18 protein-coding genes are annotated in these 19,801 nt (G+C 70.5%); 6 read left to right on the plus strand and 12 right to left on the minus strand.

Translation table 11 applies throughout. From position 1 onward, the window contains the following. Positions 1–861: LacI family DNA-binding transcriptional regulator (locus EBH09_RS35340; RefSeq protein WP_153182768.1), on the minus strand; the 861-nt coding region annotated here is incomplete at its 3' end. Positions 862–1,174: 313 nt separating this feature from the next. Here EBH09_RS35340 and EBH09_RS35345 point away from each other — a divergent pair. The 4 genes from EBH09_RS35345 to EBH09_RS35360 all read left to right on the plus strand — a co-directional run bounded on the left by EBH09_RS35345 (position 1,175) and on the right by EBH09_RS35360 (position 6,052). Next, complete coding sequence (locus EBH09_RS35345) at positions 1,175–2,485, plus strand: extracellular solute-binding protein (protein ID WP_121750846.1); 1,311 nt, start codon at positions 1,175–1,177, stop codon at positions 2,483–2,485. Positions 2,486–2,576: 91 nt separating this feature from the next. After that, a complete protein-coding gene (locus tag EBH09_RS35350; RefSeq protein ID WP_121750847.1) occupies positions 2,577–3,572 on the plus strand; it encodes a sugar ABC transporter permease in 996 nt (331 codons plus the stop codon). A gap of 12 nt (positions 3,573–3,584) precedes the next feature. Further along, positions 3,585–4,508: a carbohydrate ABC transporter permease gene (locus EBH09_RS35355; RefSeq protein ID WP_121750848.1), complete on the plus strand. Its 924-nt coding sequence runs from the start codon at positions 3,585–3,587 to the stop codon at positions 4,506–4,508. A 104-nt stretch (positions 4,509–4,612) separates the two neighbouring features. Then, the gene (locus tag EBH09_RS35360) at positions 4,613–6,052 is read left to right on the plus strand and encodes a GH1 family beta-glucosidase (RefSeq protein ID WP_121750849.1); all 1,440 of its coding nucleotides are present in this window, start codon (positions 4,613–4,615) and stop codon (positions 6,050–6,052) included. Positions 6,053–6,118: 66 nt separating this feature from the next. On the opposite strand, the gene EBH09_RS35365 is transcribed toward EBH09_RS35360, so the two are convergent. From EBH09_RS35365 to EBH09_RS35375, 3 genes are all read right to left on the minus strand, one after another. Further along, positions 6,119–7,315 carry a glycoside hydrolase family 64 protein gene (locus tag EBH09_RS35365; RefSeq protein WP_121750850.1) on the minus strand — a complete coding sequence of 399 codons (1,197 nt, stop codon included), beginning with the start codon at positions 7,313–7,315 and terminating at the stop codon, positions 6,119–6,121. Between the two features lie 199 nt (positions 7,316–7,514). Beyond that, the gene (locus EBH09_RS35370; protein WP_121750851.1) at positions 7,515–8,660 is read right to left on the minus strand and encodes a DUF6596 domain-containing protein; all 1,146 of its coding nucleotides are present in this window, start codon (positions 8,658–8,660) and stop codon (positions 7,515–7,517) included. Positions 8,661–8,668: 8 nt separating this feature from the next. Then, a complete protein-coding gene (locus EBH09_RS35375) occupies positions 8,669–9,076 on the minus strand; it encodes a YciI family protein (protein WP_121751174.1) in 408 nt (135 codons plus the stop codon). A 295-nt stretch (positions 9,077–9,371) separates the two neighbouring features. Between EBH09_RS35375 and EBH09_RS35380 the strand changes: the two genes are divergently transcribed. Next, entirely contained in the window at positions 9,372–9,839 is a 468-nt protein-coding gene (locus EBH09_RS35380; protein WP_121750852.1) for a hypothetical protein, read from the plus strand. On the opposite strand, the gene EBH09_RS35385 is transcribed toward EBH09_RS35380, so the two are convergent. The 5 genes from EBH09_RS35385 to EBH09_RS35400 all read right to left on the minus strand — a co-directional run bounded on the left by EBH09_RS35385 (position 9,820) and on the right by EBH09_RS35400 (position 14,547). Continuing rightward, complete coding sequence (locus tag EBH09_RS35385; RefSeq protein ID WP_121750853.1) at positions 9,820–10,356, minus strand: NUDIX domain-containing protein; 537 nt, start codon at positions 10,354–10,356, stop codon at positions 9,820–9,822. The genes EBH09_RS35380 and EBH09_RS35385 overlap by 20 nt on opposite strands. Positions 10,357–10,416: 60 nt before the next feature. Beyond that, positions 10,417–11,283, minus strand: coding sequence for a glycerophosphodiester phosphodiesterase family protein (locus tag EBH09_RS35390; RefSeq protein WP_121750836.1), 867 nt, complete (start codon positions 11,281–11,283; stop codon positions 10,417–10,419). Positions 11,284–11,368: 85 nt separating this feature from the next. Then, complete coding sequence (locus tag EBH09_RS35395; protein WP_121750854.1) at positions 11,369–13,621, minus strand: alpha-N-acetylglucosaminidase; 2,253 nt, start codon at positions 13,619–13,621, stop codon at positions 11,369–11,371. Positions 13,622–13,745: 124 nt separating this feature from the next. Next, entirely contained in the window at positions 13,746–13,898 is a 153-nt protein-coding gene (locus EBH09_RS38120) for a hypothetical protein (RefSeq protein ID WP_193776701.1), read from the minus strand. Between the two features lie 199 nt (positions 13,899–14,097). Continuing rightward, positions 14,098–14,547 (minus strand): DoxX family protein, encoded by a 450-nt coding sequence (locus EBH09_RS35400; protein ID WP_121750855.1) that lies wholly within the window; start codon positions 14,545–14,547, stop codon positions 14,098–14,100. A gap of 215 nt (positions 14,548–14,762) precedes the next feature. Here EBH09_RS35400 and EBH09_RS35405 point away from each other — a divergent pair, with 215 nt between their 5' ends. Further along, positions 14,763–15,872 (plus strand): glycoside hydrolase family 43 protein, encoded by a 1,110-nt coding sequence (locus EBH09_RS35405; RefSeq protein WP_121750856.1) that lies wholly within the window; start codon positions 14,763–14,765, stop codon positions 15,870–15,872. Between the two features lie 273 nt (positions 15,873–16,145). Here the strand turns inward: EBH09_RS35405 and EBH09_RS35410 are convergent, their stop codons facing one another. The 3 genes from EBH09_RS35410 to EBH09_RS35420 form a co-directional block, all read right to left on the minus strand. Beyond that, the gene (locus EBH09_RS35410; RefSeq protein WP_121750857.1) at positions 16,146–16,865 is read right to left on the minus strand and encodes a haloacid dehalogenase type II; all 720 of its coding nucleotides are present in this window, start codon (positions 16,863–16,865) and stop codon (positions 16,146–16,148) included. Between the two features lie 149 nt (positions 16,866–17,014). Next, positions 17,015–18,424, minus strand: a complete 1,410-nt coding sequence (locus EBH09_RS35415) for an SMI1/KNR4 family protein (protein ID WP_121750858.1) — start codon at positions 18,422–18,424, stop codon at positions 17,015–17,017. Positions 18,425–18,479: 55 nt separating this feature from the next. Beyond that, positions 18,480–19,646 carry an alanine--tRNA ligase-related protein gene (locus EBH09_RS35420; RefSeq protein ID WP_121750859.1) on the minus strand — a complete coding sequence of 389 codons (1,167 nt, stop codon included), beginning with the start codon at positions 19,644–19,646 and terminating at the stop codon, positions 18,480–18,482. Positions 19,647–19,801 lie beyond the last annotated feature (155 nt).

Here is a 19,801-nt window from a genome sequence, read left to right on the forward strand (position 1 = left end):
GGCGAGGACGGAATCCTCGAAGCCCACCACGGCGACATCACCGGGAACCCGCCGCTTCTGCCGGCGGAGCTCGGCCAGGGCGCCGACCGCCATGAGGTCGGAGGCGGCGAAGACGGCGTCCAGGTCCGGGGCGCGTTCAAGAAGCAAACGCATGGCACGGCCACCGCCCTCCTCCGTGAAGTCACCGGCCTCGACCAGGAGTTCCCTCGCGGGCACCCCTGCGTCCCCGTGCGCGGCACGCCAGCCCGCGAGCCGGCTGCGGCCGACGTCCATGTCCAGGGGGCCGGTGATCGTGGCGATCCGCCGCCTGCCGCTGCCCAGCAGGTGCCGGACGGCCGCGGTGGCCCCACCGACGTTGTCGGAGTTGACGTAGCTCAGCCGCTCGCCCGCGTCGCGGCGGCCGGCCAGCACGGTGGGCAGGCCCATCTCCTCCAGCATGCCCGGCAGCCGGTCCTCGGAGTGCACGGAGACCAGCAGGACGCCGTCCACGCGGCGGGTCGCCACCGACTCGGTCAACTGGTCCCGCTCGGCCTGGTCGCGGACGAGCATCAGCTGCAACTGGGTCCGGCTCTCGGCGAGAGCGCCGCTGACGCCCCGGATCAGTGCGGCGAAGAACGGTTCCGAGCCGAGCCGGCTCTCCGACTCGGGGATCACCAGGGCCACGGCGTTGGTGCGGTTGGTCACCAGACCGCGGGCGACCGAGTTGGGTACGTAGTTCAGCTCCTTGATCGCTGCGAGGACCCTGGCGCGTGCGTCGGCACTGACCAGTTCCGAGCCGTTGACGACACGCGAGACCGTGGTGCGGCCCACGCCGGCGCGGGCGGCGACCGTTTTGATCGTGGGACGGCGGTTGCCGGTCATGAACTCCCCCCTCGGCGGCCGCGGCGGCCGTGCCTGCCGCGGAGGTGACCTGCGGCAATTCTTGCAGACGCGGCCGTCGGCAGAGCACCCCCCGAGGCTCGGAGGACGAGGGCGAGGCTCGGAGTTCCCTGGCAACTTGCGTTCAAGTCATTGACAGATGGGCGCGCTCCCACGAGTCTTCGATGCGCCGGTGGGAACGTGCCCACCAAGTTTGGGCACGTTCCCAAACCTGTCAGAGCCGCTGTAGTCGTCGCTGTGGTCATCGCGGAACTCGTCACGCCGATGTGTCAGCGCCGTCGCTAGGAGGAGATCCATGGGCAGTCTCGGTTCGTTGCGCACAAGGGCGGTGGCGGCGGTCGCGGCCGCCGGCGCGCTGGCACTCGTCGTGGGCTGCAGCAGCAGTGACGACTCGGTCACCGGTGGTGGCAAGGAGGACGGCAAGACCACCATCACGATGGGCCTGTACGGCGTGATGGGCATCAAGGAGACCGGCCTTCTCGAGCAGTACGAGAAGGAGAACCCCGATGTCGACATCAAGGCCGAGATCGCCGGTGACGAGCAGACCTACTACACCGCGCTGCAGACCAGGCTCGCCGCGGGCAAGGGCTTGAAGGACATCCAGGGCATAGAGATCGGCCGGGCCAAGGAGATCACCGAGACCCAGGCGGACAAGTTCGCGGACTTCTCCGAGATGTCGGGGACCGACCACTTCCTGCCCTGGAAGGAGTCCCAGATCAGCACCGAGGACGGCAAGGTACTGGGCCTGGGCACCGACATCGGCCCGATGGCCGTCTGCTACCGCAAGGACTACTTCGAGAAGGCGGGCCTGCCCACCGACCGTGAGGAGGTCGCCAAGCTGTGGGAGGGCGACTGGAAGAAGTACGTCGAGGTCGGCCGCACCTTCAAGAAGGACTTCAAGGGTGACGACGTCGCCTACATGGACGCGGCCAGCGGCCTGTTCAACGCCATGGTCTACGGCTACCCCGAGCAGTACTACAACGACAAGGGCGAGCTGATCCACGACACGAACCCGGCCGTGAAGGAGGCGTGGAACCTCGCCGCCGACGCCGCGGAGGACGAGCTGACGGCCAAGCTCCGCCAGTTCCAGCCGGGTTGGGACCCGGGCCTGGCCAACGGCACGTTCGCCACCGCCGTGTGCCCGGCCTGGATGCTCAGCCACATCAGCGAGAAGGCCGGTGCGGCGAACAAGGGCAAGTGGGACGTGGCCAAGGCCCCCAAGGGCGCGAACTGGGGTGGTTCCTTCCTCGGCGTGGTCGAGCAGAGCCCGGTGAAGGAGGAGGCCAAGAAGCTCGTCGCCTGGCTGACCGCGCCCGAGCAGCAGGCTCACATCTTCAAGGAGATCGGCAACATCCCGTCCTCGCTCCAGGCGCTGGAGAGCGCCGATGTGAAGAGCGCCAAGTCGGAGTACTTCAGCGACGCCCCGATCGGACAGATCTTCGGCGCCGCCGCCCAGGAGATCCCGGACAAGCAGGTCCTCGGCCGCAAGGACGGCACGATCAAGGACACCTTCTCCCAGGGGCTGGCCCTGATCGAGCAGCAGGGCACCTCGCGTGACGAGGCGTGGGACACCACCGCGGAGCGCATCCAGAAGGCGGTCGGCTGACCCACCGCCCCTGCGGCCCTCCGGGCCCGCCGGCGCCCTGCCGGCGGGCCCGGGGCCCGGCTCACACATCCGCTTTCAGGAAGGAAGTCCGGTGGCCACCTCCACCACCAAGGCCCTGGCCGGGGACGAGCCTCCGGGTCGGTCCCCCAGGACGGGCGGCGAGCGCACCGCCCGGCGGCGCGGCGCACTGCTGCACCGGCTGGACATCAAGGGCGCCCCGTACGCGTTCGTCGCACCGTTCTTCGTCGTCTTCGCCGCGTTCAGTTTCTACCCGCTCGTCTACACCTCGTGGATCTCCCTGCACGACGTGGAACTGGCCACCCTCGACGTCATGGAGTGGGTGGCGTTCGACAACTACGTCGAACTCTGGGGCGACTCCCGGTTCTGGAACGCGCTGCGGAACACCATCACCATCGGCGTCATCTCCACGGTGCCGCAGCTGATGATGGCGCTCGGCCTGGCCCACCTGCTCAACTACCGGATGCGCGCCTCGCTGTTCTTCCGCGTCGCCTCGCTGGTCCCCTACGCCACCTCGGTGGCAGCCGCCGCCCTCGTGTTCACCATGATCTTCGAACGCGACTTCGGCATGATCAACTGGGCGCTCGGAACGGTCGGCATCGACCCGGTGAACTGGGAGGCCGACAAGTGGCCCGCCCAGGCCGCGATCTCCACCATCGTCATCTGGCGCTGGACCGGCTACAACGCGCTGCTCTACCTGGCCGCCATGCAGGCCATCCCCGCCGACCGGTACGAGGCGGCCTCCCTCGACGGCGCATCCCGGTGGCAGCAGTTCACGCATGTCACCGTCCCCGGGATCCGCTCCACCATCGTCTTCACCATCGTGCTCTCCACGATCGGCGCCACTCAGCTGTTCGGTGAGCCGCTGATCTTCGGCCAGGGCCCCAACGGCATCACCGGCGGCGCGGACAACCAGTACCAGACGCTCGGCCTGCTTCTGTACGAGGAGGGCTGGAAGAACTACCAGATGGGCCGCTCGGCGACCGTCGCCTGGGCGATGTTCATGCTGCTCGTCCTCGTCTTCGTGGCCCAGCGCCTGATCAAGCGCCTGCGTTCCCGTACGTCCTGACCTGGAGTCGACATGACCACCCAAAGCCTCCCGGCCCGGACGGACGCCCCGGCCCGGACCCCCGCCGACAAGCCGGCCGGCCGCGGCGGCCGCCGGCTGCTGCGCCAGGGCGCCGGCCGCCAGCATCACGCGGGCCCACTCGCCTACGTCCTGCTCGCCATCATGGCGATCCTGTCGATCTTCCCGCTCTACTGGACGATGGTGGCCGCCTCCACCGACAACACCCGGGTGAGCCAGACCCCGCCGCCGTTCCTGCCCGGCCCCAACCTGTTCAGCAACCTCGCCCGGGCCTGGGACGAGGCGGCGATGGGCAAGGCCATGGTCAACAGCCTCATCGTGGCCGGGGTGATCGCCCTGTCCACGGTGATGTTCGCGACGCTGGCCGGGTTCGCCTTCGCCAAACTGCGGTTCAAGGGCCGCAACGCCCTGCTCATGCTGGTGATCGGCACCATGATGGTGCCGCCGCAGCTCGGTGTCGTGCCGCTGTTCATGATGATGTCCGAGCTGGGCTGGTCGCAGCAGCTGCCCGCCGTCATCTTCCCCACGCTCGTGAGCGCGGTCGGGGTCTTCTTCATGCGGCAGTACCTGTCGGAGGCGCTGCCGGACGAACTCGTCGAGGCCGGCCGCGTGGACGGGGCGCACTCGCTGCGCATCTTCTGGAGCATCGTGCTGCCCGTCGCGCGGCCCGCGATGGCGGTCCTGTTCATGATCACTTTCGTGCACGCGTGGAACGACTTCTTCTGGCCCTTCGTGGTGCTCGACATGACGAACCCGACGGTCCCCGTCGCGCTCACCCAGCTCAGCGCGGGATACGTCCGGGACCAGTCACTGATCATGGCGGGTGCGCTGCTCGGCACCCTGCCGCTACTGCTGATGTTCATCGTCTTCGGCCGCCAGATCGTCAGCGGCATCATGGCGGGCGCCGTCAAGGGCTGACCCGCCACCGTGCGGCCCGGCCCCGAGCCGCCGGGCCGCACCACGATCCCCACCTCTCCAGGCGTTCGCGCGCCCGCGAACACCCCCTCCCAGAAAGGACTTACGTGGTCACCGCAGCACAGCAGACCGCGTCCGCCCCGGACGCCGCCCGTACCTTCCCCAAGGGCTTCCTCTGGGGCTCCGCGACCGCCTCGTACCAGATCGAGGGGGCCGCCGCGGAGGACGGCCGTACGCCGTCCATCTGGGACACCTACGCCCGCACCCCCGGCCGGGTCCGCAACGGCGACACCGGTGACATCGCCACCGACCACTACCACCGCTGGCGGGAGGACGTCGCCCTGATGGCCGAGCTCGGGCTCGGCGCCTACCGCTTCTCGCTCGCCTGGACCCGTGTCCAGCCCACCGGCCGCGGCCCCGCCGTGCAGAAGGGCCTGGACTTCTACCGGCGCCTCGTCGACGACCTGCTGGAGAAGGGCATCCAGCCCGTCGCCACCCTCTACCACTGGGACCTGCCCCAGGAGTTGGAGGACGCCGGGGGCTGGCCCGAGCGTGCCACGGCCGAGAGGTTCGCCGAGTACGCGGCCCTCGCCGCGGACGCCCTCGGCGACCGGGTGAAGACCTGGACCACCCTCAACGAGCCCTGGTGCAGCGCCTTCCTCGGCTACGGTTCCGGCGTGCACGCCCCCGGCCGAACCGACCCGGTCGCCGCCCTGCGCGCCGCTCACCACCTCAACCTGGCGCACGGCCTGGCCGTTCAGGCACTGCGTGACCGGGTCCGCGCCGACGCCCAGTGCTCGGTCACCCTCAACATCCACCACGTCCGCCCGCTCACCGGCAGCGACGCCGACGCCGACGCGGTCCGCCGGATCGACGCGCTCGCCAACCGGGTCTTCACCGGCCCGATGCTGCAGGGCGCCTACCCGGAGGACCTGTTCAAGGACACCGCGGCGCTGACCGACTGGTCCTTCGTCCAGGACGGCGACCTGCGGCGGATCCACCAGCCGCTGGACTTCCTCGGCGTCAACTACTACACGCCCACCCTCGTCTCCGAGGCCGACGGCAGCGGCACCCACACCTCGGACGGACACGGCAGGAGCACCCACACCCCCTGGCCGGGGGCCGAGCGGGTCGCCTTCCACCAGCCGCCCGGCGACACCACCGCCATGGGCTGGGCCGTCGACCCCACCGGCCTGTACGACCTGCTGACCCGGCTGGCGTCCGACTTCCCGCGGCTGCCGCTGGTCATCACCGAGAACGGGGCGGCCTTCGACGACTACGCCGACCCCTCGGGGCAGGTCAACGACCCCGCCCGCATCGCCTACGTACGCGACCACCTGGCCGCCGTGCACCGGGCCATCGTGGACGGCGTGGATGTGCGCGGCTACTTCCTGTGGTCCCTGCTGGACAACTTCGAGTGGGCCCATGGCTACGGCAGGCGCTTCGGCGCGGTCTACGTGGACTACCCGACCGGCACGCGCATTCCCAAGGCCAGCGCACGCTGGTACTCCGAGGTCGTGCGCACCGGCGTCCTGCCCGGAGCCTGACCGATGGGTCCGCCCCCGCCCGCCGCGCCGACGCGGCGGGCGGGGGCGGACCCGGCCACCGGTTCCTCAGTTCAGCGGGTCCAGCGTGAGCCGTGCCTGGGCCGGGTTGCCGTCGTGCACCAGTGACTCGTGGTGGCCGACGTCGTCGAAGGCGAAGGCGTACGCCTTTCCGTCTGCCATCCGGTCGTGGATGATCCGGGCGTAGTGGTTGGTCACGGACTCCTTGTAGAAGTCGGCTGCCGAGGCGTCGGGCTGGTTGGGGTTGCCGAGCAGCGTGGAGCGGTTGAAGCCGGCGCACAGCGTGCGCGAGATAGGCCCGCGTACCTGGTCGTTGGGGGCGTCCAGGAGCTTGTGACAGCCGAAGACACTGGAGGCGTCGGGCTTCTGGAAGCTCGTGACGACGGCCCCTGCGCTGTTGGTGAAGTTCATGACACCGCCCGAGACGCGCCCGAAGTACTTGGTGCCCGGCTGGTGCGCGAACGGCGTGACGGTGAGCGTGGCGGACGTGTACTTCTGCCAGACGCGGTTGATGTAGTCGTCCATGACCGACCCGGGCAGCGCACCGGTCTCCAGCCCGTACAGCGGCGACAACGCCCGCAGGACGGTGCCGTCGGGCCGGGTCTGGATGAGCCCGCCCCAGCCGGGCTGCGCCCGTAGCGCGTTGAACACCGCGTTGTAGCCGCCGGCCTTGAGCCGTCCGGCGGCGGCCACACTGCCGTCGGCGCGCTGCACGCCGACGGTGTAGGGCGCGGAGAACATGTCGACCTGGGTGCTGTTGAGCCACAGCCCGGAGTCGTTGAGCGTGTACTCGGACCAGTTGAACAGGATGTCGCGGTTGGGGTCGCTCGGGTTCTGCACGGCCGGTTGCACCAGACCGCCCGTGGTCAGCCGGAAGTCGAGCTTCTGGCCGTACGAGAAGTAGATGCGTCCCGACAGCTTGGGGATGCGGATCGTCTTGGTCTGCCCGGCGGCGGGTCCGGGGATGGACGCGTCGGGGGCGGGGGTCGGGGGGTTGCCGCCGGCGGGCCAGGCGTGGAAGGTGCCGTTCGCATCGGCCCAGCCCTGCCGGCCCGTCGTCAGCGAGGTGCCCAGATTGTAGATGTGGACCGGCTCGCCGCGGCTCGAGTTGTTGGTGATCTTCAGTGGGATGGTGGCGGGCACCGCGGCGTCCGCGGGCGGTGCGGCGCCGAACGTGAGCAGGGCGCCGGCCAGGCCCGTGGCCATGGCCACGGCGAGCAGACGGTGCTTGAGGCTTGAGAGCACTCTCCACCTCCGTGCGGGTGTGGGGGGATTGGTCCGTACCGATTGTGAGAGCGCTCTCAGCGTCACGCCGGGGCGCGTTCATGTCAATGAGGATGGAGCGCGGAATCGTGATCGGAGCCTGCGACGGGTCGCGTGGGGTGCCGCGGGGGTTCCGGGCGGGTCCCGTTCGGAGTGGCCGCGGAGGTTCCGAGCGCACCCGTCAGTGGCGCAGGCGGGCGTTGAGCCGGGCGGCCTGGCGTGTCAGGTGGGCGCGCTCGGCGAGGTTGGGCGCCTTCTCTGCCGCCTCGGCGTACAGCCGTGCCGCGGTCACCAGGTCGCCGTCGCGCTCGTGGAGGTACGCCGCCACCGCGGTGTGGCGGGGGAGGGAGTCGTCCAGACCCGCGAGCGCCGCCAGGCCGGCGCGCGGCCCGTCGGCCTCACCGACGGCCACCGCGCGGTTGAGCCGGACGACCGGGCTGTCGGTGAGGCGCGCGAGCTCGTCGTACCACTCGACGATCTGCACCCAGTCGGTCTCCCCGGCGGTGGGCGCGTCCGCGTGGAGGGCCGCGACGGCGGCCTGGGCCTGGAACTCGCCCAGCCGGTCGCGGGCGAGGGCCGCCTGCAGTATCCCGATGCCTTCGGCGATCGACTCCGTGTCCCACCGGCCGCGGTCCTGCTCGGCGAGCGGCACCAGACTGCCGTCGGGCGCGGTCCGGGCGGCGCGCCGGGCGTGGTGGAGCAGCATCAGGGCGAGCAGCCCCGCCACCTCGGGGTGGTCGATCGCGGACGCGAGCTGACGGGTCAGCCGGATGGCCTCGGCGGCGAGATCGACGTCGCCGGAGTAGCCCTCGTTGAAGACCAGGTAGAGGACGCGCAGCACCGTGGCAACGTCGCCGGGCCGGTCGAACCGCACCCCGGAGACGGTGCGCTTGGCCCGGCTGATGCGCTGCGCCATGGTCGCCTCGGGCACCAGGTAGGCCTGGGCGATCTGACGGGTGGTCAGTCCGCCGACGGCGCGCAGCGTCAGGGCGACCGCGGACGACGGCGTCAGCGACGGGTGGGCGCACAGGAAGTAGAGCTGGAGCGTGTCGTCCGCCTGGGGCGCGGGACCGGGCGCCGGCTCCTCGTCGACGAGGTCCTCACGCCGACGGCGGGCGGTGTCCGCCCGGGTCGCGTCCAGGAACCGTCGCCAGGCCACGGTGACCAGCCAGCCCTTCGGATCCCGGGGCGGGTCGGCCGGCCAGACGCGGACCGCCTCGACCAGCGCGTCCTGTACGGCGTCCTCGGCCGCCGCGAAGTCGGCTCCGCGGTGGACGAGGATGGCGAGGACGCTCGGTGTGAGGCTGCGGAGCAGTACCTCGTCCATGGGTGAGGTCACTCCGTGATGGTGGGCGACACGCCGTAGAACGGGCGCAGCTCGAGCCACTCGTGGATGGGCTTCCCGCCCGCCCCGGGCGCGGCCGACAGTTCCCCGGCCAGCTCGACGGCACGCTCGTAGCTGTCGACGTCGATCACCATCCAGCCGGCGATGAGGTCCTTGGTCTCGGCGAACGGGCCGTCGGTGACCGGCGGGCGCCCCTCACCGTCGTACCGGACGAACGTCCCCTCGGGGGCGAGTGCCTGTCCGTCGACGAACTCGCCGGTCTTCTCGAGCCGGGCCGCGAAGTCACTCATGTACCGCATGTGGTCCGAGATCTCCTCCGGCGTCCACTGGTCCATGGGCACGTCGTTGACCGGAGCGGGAGCGCCGCGGTAGTGCTTGAGCAGCAAGTACTTGGCCATGGTGTTCTCCTCGGCGGTGCTGTTGCGACCCATTGTGGTCGCGTTCACCCCTGGGACGGAGCCGGTCACGGGTTCTCGACATCGGCGCCGAATTCGTTCCCCCGGCTTTTCGGAGACCTGCCGCCCACCCCGGGCTCCGATCATGCCGATGGCGGTCGTCGCGGCGACGGTCCTGCCGGGCCACAAACCGGCACGGCCTGGCGCCGGGCCGGTGCGCGGAGCGCCTTTCTCATGGGCGGGCTGCCGTGATCGAATGCCGGCGTGGCAGCAGGGACGCGTGCGAAGGGGGAGCGGTATGGCTGAGGACACGGATGCGGGCGGCGGATGCAAGGCCTGCGACCTCATGCTCGGCAGGGCACCGCTGCCGGGCGGTAGCGTGCTGCGGACCGAGTCATGGGTGGTTGAGCACTGCGTCGGACCGCTCGGCCTGGGCACCCTGGTGGTCAAGCCGGCCCGCCACGTGCTGCACGTGGCCGAGTTGACGGCGCAGGAGTCCGGCGAGCTCGGCCCCCTGCTGCGGAGGGTCAGCGCCGCCGTCACCGAGGTGATGACCCCGGAGCAGGTGTACGTGTGTCTGTGGTCGCACGCCGGCGGGGTGCCCGGTCACATCCACTTCGTCGTACAGCCCGTGGACGCACGGGACATGGCCCGGTTCGCCGCCTTCGGCCCCGCGCTGCAGGTGGCCATGGGGGAGGCGGGGTGTTTCCCCGAGGCGGCGGAGGTGCGGCGGGTATGCGACCGACTCAGGGAAGTACTCGGCTGAACTCGTTCGGCCCGCTCCCGGGTGCCCGGTCGGCGAGCACCTCGTAGCGGCGGACCCCGGCGGGTCCTCGTGGTGCGGCGGCTTCGGGCCACAGGCAGTCCAGGACCGAGGCGGACGGAGCGAAGAGCGAGGACGGCACCGCGTCGCGGTCGAACCACTCCCAGCGCACGATCTTGTCCGGCTCGGTGACCCGGGGCGTACCCGCGGCGCGCCGGGTGACGGCCGCGGCCGTCACCCGGGTCAGCCCGACCAGGCCGTCGACCAGGACCGCCACCACCCGTACGTCCGTCGCCGGCACCGCGAGTCCGGTCTCCTCCGCCAGTTCACGGGCGGCGGCCGTCTCGAAGTCCTCGCCGGTGTCGACCTTGCCGCCGGGGAGTTCCCAGCGGCCATCGTGGCCGAGGCCGAGCAGGACCCGTCCGGTGGGATCGAGGACGGCGAGGCCGACACCGGTCAGGCTGTGGGAGGCGGGACGGGCGCGCTCGGGTCGTTCGGGGCCGGGTGTACGAGAGCTCACCAGGCCATTCCACACCCCGGGAGCCCGAGGGGCCACCGCAAGCGCGGTCTGCTCCATGGGTCAGTGCTGGGTGAGGGACTGGGGGTAGTCGGTGATGATGCCGTCGACGCCGAGGGTGGTCATTTTGCGTATGGCGCCGGGTTCGTCGACGGTCCAGACGTTGATGTCCATGCCGAGTTGGTGGATGCGGTCGACGAGGTTCTGGTCGGTGACGGTGTGCTGGGGGTTGATCTGGTCGGCCCAGGTGCTGAGTTCGAGGAGTTCGGTGTCGGTGGGGCGGTCGGCGTCGAGGAGGCCGATGGGGATGTCGGGCATGTGGGTGTGGAATTGGTGGGCGTCGTCGGTCTGGAAGGACTGGACGGCGAGTTGTTCGCGGGCGAGTGCGCGGCGGACGTAGCGTGGTTTGTTCTGGAGGTTTTTGGCGAGGTCGGTGGCGAGGTCGGTGTAGTGGCCGCAGGGGCTGATCTCGGCGAGGAGTCCGGTGCGGGTGTTGTTGATGCGGGTGATGACGTGGTCGACGGTGATGAGGGGTTCGCCGGTGTAGTCGTGGTGGAACCAGGAGCCGGCGTCGAGTTGGCGGAGTTCTGCCCAGGTGAAGTCGGAGACGCGGTAGCGGGGGCGGTCGGGGTAGATCTCTTCGATGTTGGTGGTGCGTTCCATGGTGCAGTCGTGGAAGTTGACGAGTGTGCCGTCTTTGGTGCGTTGGACGTCGATCTCGACGAAGTCGGCGCGTTGGTCGACGGCGAGGTCGATGGCGGCCTCGGTGTTCTCCGGTGCCATGCCGGATGAGCCGCGGTGTGCGATGGCGTCGGGCCGGTCGTCGGGCCGCTCGTCCGCGTGTGCGGTCGTCGATGCCGTCGCGGCCAGGGTCAGACCGCTCAGCACGGCCACCACGACACCGACACGTCTGTTGCTCGCGTGCTTCACTACAGCCTCCCAGCCTCTCGAGACGATCGACCAACCGGCGGAGTGGATCGGTGAAATCGGCTGTCCGAGGACGGGGGACGCCCCGTCAGGCGTCGCCCCCGGCCGACCCGGCCCCGGACGGAGCAGGAGTGGGCAGGGCGTCGAGGACGGCGGCGGCCAGTGCCACGGGGTCGCCCGACGCTCGGACGGGGTAGCTGTCGCGCTGCTGGCTCCAGGCGTTCTCGAGCGCGAACCAGTCGATGGCGACGGGTGCTCGGCCGGTGGCCAGCGCGGTGTCGAGGGAGTCGAGGTACGTCGTCCAGCGCATCGCGTAGAAGTCGGAGACCAGCCCGGACCACTCCCGGTTCGCGTAGTCCCGCAGGCCCCCCGAGTCGCTGCCGGAGCGGTGGCCCCAGGTGGTGAGAATCGAGCGGGCGTCGAACTCGGCAGCGGCTTTCTCCGCCTTCGTACGACCCCAGGACTTGGCGTCCTGCAGCCACGGGCCGAGGAGGAACCGGGTGTCGGTGGCGAGCAGCCGGTCCAGCAGGGCCAGGTCGCTCTTCCACTCGGTGGCCCGCTCACGGAAGCCGGGCAGATCCTTGGCGTCGTAGGCGGCCTTGATCTGCGGGAGCAGGGTCCGGCTGCGGTTGGCCAGGGCCTGACGGGCGACGTCGACCAGGTCGAAGCGGTAGGCGTCGGTGGTACGCAGTGTCGGTGCGACCCGGAGCAGCTCGGCCAGCGCCCGGTGCACCGTGCCGGGGTCGTAACGCATCGCACCGGGACTCCAGCTGGCCGCGTTCGTGGCCGTCAGCCTGGGGCGGGCGGTGAAGAGGCTGTCCTGGGACTCGCTCCAGGTCCCGGACGGCGTGCTGTAGGGGCCAGTGCGCAGCAGCTCCCACGCCCGGGCGGCGTGCGGGTCGGCACCGCCGTAGCGGCGTTCCGCGTACGCGTCGAACCACGCTCGGTGGTCCAGCGGGCCCGTACGCCAGGCCAGTTCGGTGAACAGCTCGTAGGCGACCGGGTTGCCGCCGGTGCCTTCCGGCATATAGGCGATGCCTGCCAGTGAACTGCCGGGCTTGGTGCGCCACTGGTCGAACCGCTCGGCCCAGACGGCGGTGTTGGCGCCGACAGTGGTGTGACCGCCGAAGTTGGGGATCGTACCGAACGCGTAGGGTGCGCCGTGCCAGGTGGTTTCCCGGTCGAGGCCGTTGTAGCGGTCGGACAGTCCGTCGACGATGAGCAGTTTGCTCTTGTCGACGGCGTCGATGATCTGCGTCGAGGGGTTGTTCTGCCAGCCGATCAGGGTCCACACAGCGCCGGGGCGCGCGGTCTGGAGAGCGTTCATCACCGCTTGGGCCGCCTCCCGGACGGGCACGTTCCCCGGCCGTCCCCCCTCGTGCAGGAGGTCCATCTTGTACATGGCGGACTCGCCGAACAGCTCACGCTGGTGGCGGTAGAACGAGGCGGCGACCCTGGGGAACGCCTCGCTGCGCGGGTCGAGCCAGTCGGGCCGCTCGAACCCGACCCAGTCGCCCTGCGGGACGACCGGTCCGGTGGGGTTCCGCTCGGTGAACCCCGGAGGCACGGTGCCGTAGTAGCCCGGCAGTACGGGAGTCATACCGAGTTGGCGCAGCCGGTTCGCGATCCTGCGGCCGAGGTCTGCCCGCTGCTGGATGAGCCGCTCGGAGACAGGGCCACCGAAGCCGGACATGTTCTGCATCAGCCACCACGGCTGGTGCGCCGGACCGGGGATCCAGGATCTCAGTTCCTCCTCGGAGTAGCCGAACTCCTGGAGCGTTTCGTAGTAGACCGCGTCGGCACCCATCTGGACGAAGACCTCGTTCACACCCTGCAGGGCGAGGAGGTCGATCTGCTTCTCGTAGGACGCCCAGTCGCGGTAGGCACCGGAATAGCCGTCGTCGGTGTCGTTGAGCGCGAAGCGGTGCGGGACGGAAGCGTGTCTGCGGATGGTGCCCGTGGGCGCGGGCAGGATGCGGGGCAGCCTCGCCGTGCTCCGCCCGGGCCAACCGATGTCCACCTTGGCCGTGTACTTGAGGTACCAGTTGACGCCGCTGAGGATCACGGCGGGGCTGGTGCCCCGTACGCGCACGTGGCCCGCGCGGCCGGAGACGCTGAAGTAGTCCCCGGACGCCGGGCGACTCACCGGAACGAGGCTGAACTGCGAGACATGGCGAGGCAACAGCCGGGCGAGCACTGCCTTGGCGGAGTGGGCGGCGAAGGCCGGCTTCCCCGGTGGGGAGGCGGCTGCCGAGGAGGTGGAAGCGGGAGTCAGGGCCGTGGTGAGAAGGACGAGGGCAGTGGCCGCGTACCGGGCAGCGCAGGCTCTGAGGCTTCTCACTGGTCACCTCGAAGGGGAGTGAACGACGGGGTGTTGGTGAATATGGGGGTCGGCGAGTCACCAGTCAAGGCGGCCCCTCCGGGCGTACGTCGTTCTTCGGCCACGAGTGTTCGGCTGACCGGCGTCAGCGTCCGCGAGCCGTTGCCCTCGCTCTGCCGCGGGCCCGGTTCGCCAGGACCACGCCGATGCCGGCGGCGCAGAGGTGGACGGTGAAGCCGACCGCGAATGCGGGGTTGGCCTCGTGTCCCCGGAAGGTGCCGTCGACGAAGTCGGCCACCGGTTCGCTTCGTTCCGACCGGGAGAGCGTGGCGAGTCGGTGCGTGAGGTCCGCTTTTCACCGGGGTCGGGTCGCGCCGGGCGCCAGCCCGACGCCGAGCCGATGTCTTGGGGCGCACCATGTGGGGCTTCCGCGGACCGGTACGCCGACAGCCAGGTTCACCACACCCGGAGCCGGTGGTGACGCTCGTGCCGTACGGTCACGAGACCCGTCCGGTCAACGGCTGTGCGGTGCCCCGGACGGTGTCGCCACGGCGGAGCAGCCCCGACAGGGACAGGGAGCCCGGTCCGAAGAAGGCCAGCAGCAGGAACCCCCAGCAGAACAACGCCGGGGACAGGCCGCCGTTCTGCAGGGGGAAGAGGCCGTCCTGCTGGTGCTCGGTGAAGTAGGCGAAGGCCATGGTCCCCGAGCAGAGGAACGCCGCGCTGCGCGTGGCCGCGCCGATGAGGACCAGGGCGCCGGCGACCAGTTCGATGACTCCGGCGTACCAGAAGGGCCAGTCGCCCGCGGGGCTGGCCGCCCGGTCCAGCAGCCCGAAGACCGTGGCAGCGCCCTCGCTGGTGAACAGCAGGCCCAGGACGATGCGGAACAGTCCGAGAACCAGGGGCTGCTGCCTGGTCAGCCGGTCGTTCAGGCGTGCGGTGCTCATCGGTGCGCTCTCCTCGAATCGGTCGGTGCGTCCTCGGACGACGCGGGTACGGGAGGGCGAGAGCCCTCCCGTACTACCTACGTGCGCGCGGGGTGTTCGACTCACAGAAGGGCGCCGTTGGCGGTGGCGACCTTATTGACATGTTCGCCTCCAATCAGGATGCTGAGCATGCGTTCTTCCATCGATGTAAACCAGACTCGTGGAAGTGGAGGGACATGTCGCCCCTGCCTGGACGTCCACCGACGGAACGGACCGTGAAGCGCCCCCGCCGCGTCTCCGGCGCCGTCGCGGCCGCGCTGTCCGGTGTCCTCGCCGTCGTGCTGCTCCTGTCGTCCGCCGGGTCCGCGCAGGCGGACCGGATCGGCCTCCGGGCCGCCGACCCCAGTGTGATCCGGGTCGGTGGCACCTATGTGTCGGTGCAGTCCACCGGTGGCGGCCTCGCGGTACGCCAGGCCGCGTCGACGGCCGGTCTGGCGTCGGCACCCGCTCGACAGGTCTGGTCGGACACCCACGACCGCGGTGAGGTGTGGGCCCCCGAGATCGTGCGGGACGGCGGCCGCTATTACATCTACTTCACGGCCGGCCGAGGGGCGGCCCACCGGATGTACGTCATCAGCTCCGCCGCTCCGGACAGCGGGTACACCGCCGAGACGCGACTGGCCCTGCCGGACGACAAGTGGGCCATCGACGGAACCCTGTTCACCTACAACGGTCAGCGCTGGTTCGTCTGGTCGGGCTGGGCCGGCGACACCAACGTCGAGCAGAACCTCTACATCGCGCGGATGAGCAGCCCGACCACACCGACCGGCGCGCGACACGTCATCTCGCAGCCGCGGGAGAGCTGGGAGCGGGTGGTCGGCAACCCGTTCATCAACGAGGGGCCCGAACCCGTCATGGACCCCAACGGGCAGCTGCACATCGCGTACTCCGCCAACGGCAGCTGGAGCGACCAGTACTGTCTCGCCGACCTGAGACTGCGGGCCGGCGGCGACCCTGCGCACGTGTGGGACTGGTACAAGTCCAACGGCTGTCTGTTCGGCTCGAACCGCGCGACCATGATGCCCGGCTGGGACCCGACCCTGCACGTCAACGGCCCCGGCCACCACAGTTTCGTCCTGCTGGACGGCGACATCGCCACGAGCCCGCCCGCCGGCCCGACGTTCCCCCTGATGTTCCACGCGGTGCCGAAGGGGACGCCGTACTCGTGGGAGAACCGGTACTGGTACACCGGCACCTTCTGCGGGTGGGGCGGCACCACCTACAGCCGCGCCAACGTCCCCGGCCCCAACAGCGACACCGGCTGGAGCCTCAAGTTCTTCGAGTAGGGCCACAGCGCCCGCGCGGACGCGACTTCTCGTCAGGGTCTCAGGGAAGAGGACGGCGGACCGGTCGGCCGGGAAGCGGAAGACCTGGAGCCTGTCAGCCGCGGCGAACAGGATGCCGGCGAAATCACCCCCCGCATGGCGGGCCTGATCCAGCAGCGCCAGGGCGCACGCGTCCTGGCGCGGGCCTTCTTCGCCTGTTCCGCTCGTTCCTGCGCTTCCCGTGCAGGACGCACCCTCGATTTCAGGACCGGCCGGCCGCGGAACAGGCGAGTTCTACGACCGCGCGCCCCGCCGAACGTGCCCCCGGCCGTGGTCGAGCCGGTCGGCCAGGTCGGCCAGACCGTCGGCGTGCAGGTCGAAGCGGTCCGAGGACGCGGGCGGTTCGCCGACGGGACGGGCGACGTAGGCGGTGCGCAGGCCGAGGCTCTGTGCCGCGCGTAGGTCCCAGGCGTGGGCCGCGACCATCAGGAGCCGTTCCGGCGGTCCTCCGGAGACGGTGACGGCCAGTTGGTAGACCGCCGGGTCCGGCTTGTACGTCCGGGCGTCTTCGGCGGACAGGGCCTGGTGCCAGCGCAGTCCGGCGTGGGCGTTGATCTCCAGCAGCGCCGCCCGGCCGGCGTTGGAGAGCCCGATCAGCGGGAGTTGTTCGGCGAGTCGGGCGAGCCCCGCCACGGTGTCGGGCCACGGCGCGAGCCTGCGACCCGACTCGGCCAGCGCCGCCACGGCCGTCGGGTCGCCGACCCCGACGGCATCGGCGACGAGCCGGGCGGCCTCCAGGTCGAGCAGGTCGCTGGTGACGTAGGGGCGGACGCCGGCGACGATGCGACGTTGCTCGTGGTCGACGTGCCGCTGCCACAGTGAGAGAAGCTGTTCGACCCCGGTGTCGTCCAGAGACGGGTCGAGCGCGCGGATGCCGGCGCGGACACCGGCGGGTTCGTCGACGAGAGTGCCGAGCACGTCGAACACGACGGCATCGATCTCCAGGTCTGGCATCTGAGCGTCTCCTGTACGAATCAGGGGCGGAGGAGTGTCTGTGACCCGAACCCCTCGGCAGGGAGTTCGAGACCACGGTGAACCGGCTGACGACTGACGACTGACGACTGACGACTGACAAGGAAATCATCAGCGGGCCGCCCCGTCGGCTACGGCATGGGGCCGAGGTCGCCCCGGAGGACGGTCTGGATGATCGGGGGGCGGCCCCAGATGGCCAGGAGCTCGTTGACGACGGCCCTGACGGGCGCCACGTCCCGGTCGTCGTCACCGTGCACCTTGACGGCGGCGGCCGACAGGCCGCGTGGGACGGCGTCCGCGTCCAGGAGGACGCGCCATTCCTCCGGGCCGATCTCCAGGTACTCCAGGGCGGTGAGTTCGGCGATCTCCAGCGGATCGGCGAGCGTACCGGGATAGGCGACGAGGGTCCTCAGCCGGGGCAGTCCGATGACCGGGGCGAGGCTGAGCGGCTCGGCGTCCCATACGCCGATGGACAGCACCTCCAGGCCGGCGTGCGCGGCGGCCTCGATGCTGGGCAGGCTTCGGATGTTGACGTGGGCGACGGCCGGCGGCCGGTCCTCGTGCGAGCCGCCGCGAGGCTCGCCGAGCCGGTCCAACACCAGGTCGGTGAGCGAGTCCGCGACCAAAGAGGCACCGACGTTCTCCTCGTGGCCGATCATGATGATCTGCCCGAGGTGTCCGCGCGGGCCGGGCGTCAGGTCGACCGCCAGCCGGTCCCCGCCGCCGTTGTCCCCGAAGACGAGCCAGCCGGGTGAGCCGACCAGACCCTGCACGGCGGCGTGGGGCGGGGTGACGACCGCCTCCATCGCCGCGAACGGCCAAGAACAATGGCGGGACGACGCGTCGGCGATGTACACGTCGTCCAAGGGAAAGAGTTCGCAGCCGACCGCGGCGCATTCCCGCGCCGGTGCCTCATGGTCGTCGCCCCAGTCCTCCCACCGCGACCGTGTCACCCGGTAGAGCGCCTTGAGCTCATCGGGCAGGGCGACGCCGAGGCGCGCTTCGGCACGCGCGATCTCCGCCTCGGTCGCGCCGACGGCGTCGGGCAACCTCTCACGGAGTGTCCGCTCCAGCAGCGCCGGGTCCGCGCCAGCGGCCGGTACCGCGCCGGGCACCGGGTCGGGAAGGCAGCGCCAAGGCTGCGGAACGGCGCCCTCGACCAGGAGCAGCGCGCCCGGATGCGGGCCGAGCCCGGACTCCGTGGCGGGACTGCGCGCCAGCAGACGGATCGCACTCTCCCCGGCGGGCACAATCTTCGTCGTGAACGAGATCTCGTCGATGCCGGCGTCCACGAGCGCGTGACGCACCCGCTCCACCGCCTCCGTCTCGTCCCGCATGTCCGCTGCCTGGGCGGCCCGCCCACTCGGGGGCGCCTGCCGTCGCAGAGGCAGACTCCAACTCTGTCGGCCGATGCGTCCCGTCACGCGCAGCGGCGAGGACGCGGTCGCTTCTCGCGTGCCGCCGTCGCGCAGAAGCCGCAGTACGGGGGCCCAGGTCGAGAAGTCGTGCACCGAGCTCGGGGAAGGGTTCCGGTCAGCCATGCGCCGACCGTACGCGGGGCCACTGACATCGATGCGCCAGGGGCCCCGCGAGCCGTCACTCCTGGCGCAGGCTCACCACCAGGTCGCGCGGCAGACCGTGGGTGTCGTGCAGGTAATGGAAATCCTCGTCTCCCAGGGGGCCGCGGAACCGGGGCCGGGCCAGCACCTTCCGCCCGCGTTCCATGAGTCGGCCGAACCGGTTCTCCTCCTCCAGCAGGACTCGGCGTACGTGACCGGGATCCTCCTCCTGCCGGAAGTGGTCGAGGGTGTGTGAGACCAACTCGTCCGGCAGGTCGCCGAGACCGCGCGACGGGTCGCCCCGCCACAGCACGGTGAGCACCCGTCGTAGCAGGCGCCGCAGCACATAGCCCCGTCCCGTGTTGGCCGGGCGGACCCCGTCGCCGACGACCACGACGGCCGAGCGGAGGTGGTCGTAGACCAGGCGGAGCGACGATTCGTCCAATGGCCACAGCGACGGCACGACACGCCGCCAGGGGTCGAAGACATCGCACTCGAACACCGACGACTTGCCCTGCAGCAGCGAGGCGAGGCGCTCCAGGCCCAGCCCGGTGTCGACGTTGCGCTGGGGAAGCGGCACGAGGCGGCCGTCGTCGAGGCGACGGTGGCGCATCATCACGTGGTTCCAGACCTCCACCCAGCGGTCGTCGCGGGTGGGCGTCGACCGGGGTGGGGTGTCACCGCTCCACAGGAAGATCTCCGAGTCGGGCCCACAGGGGCCGGTCGGTCCGTTCGACCACCAGTTGTCCTCCACCGTGAGTTCCACGGGCACGCCGCGCTCCTGCCACAGGCGCAGTGAGTCGGTGTCCGGCCCGACCTGGTCGTCGCCGCCGTAGACGGTGGCGTGCAGCAGACCCGGATCGACCCCCAGCCCTTCGGTGAGCAGCCTGTAGCCCCAGTCGAGACTCCGCGAGCCCCCGTAGTCGCCCAGCGACCAGGTGCCGAGCATCTCGAAGACCGTCAGGTGGGTGCTGTCGCCGACCTCCTCCAGGTCAGTGGTGCGCAGACACCGCTGCACGTTGACCAGCCGCCGGCCCAGTGGGTGAGGGCGGCCCTCCAGATACGGGGTGATGGGGTGCATGCCGGAGGTGGTGAACAGCACGGTGTCGCCGGGCGGCGGCAGCAGTGTCGATCCGCTGATCCGGCGATGACCGTGTTCCTCGAAGTACTCGACGAACGTGCGGACGATGCGCTCTGTGTTCATGAGGGTGACTCCTTCGCGTCGCAGCGGGAGAGGCACCGGACAACGGGACCGCGTGGTCGTCACCCAGAGGCGAGGACGTCGGAACGTCACAAAGAACCACCGGCGGGCCGTTTCCGGTCGCCGGTGGGAGAGGAGAAGGTCAGGCGGCGGCAACC

Origin of the sequence: Streptomyces sp. E2N166, from assembly GCF_003671715.1 — a bacterium.
In the GTDB taxonomy this organism is placed as follows: Bacteria; Actinomycetota; Actinomycetes; order Streptomycetales; family Streptomycetaceae; genus Streptomyces; species Streptomyces thinghirensis.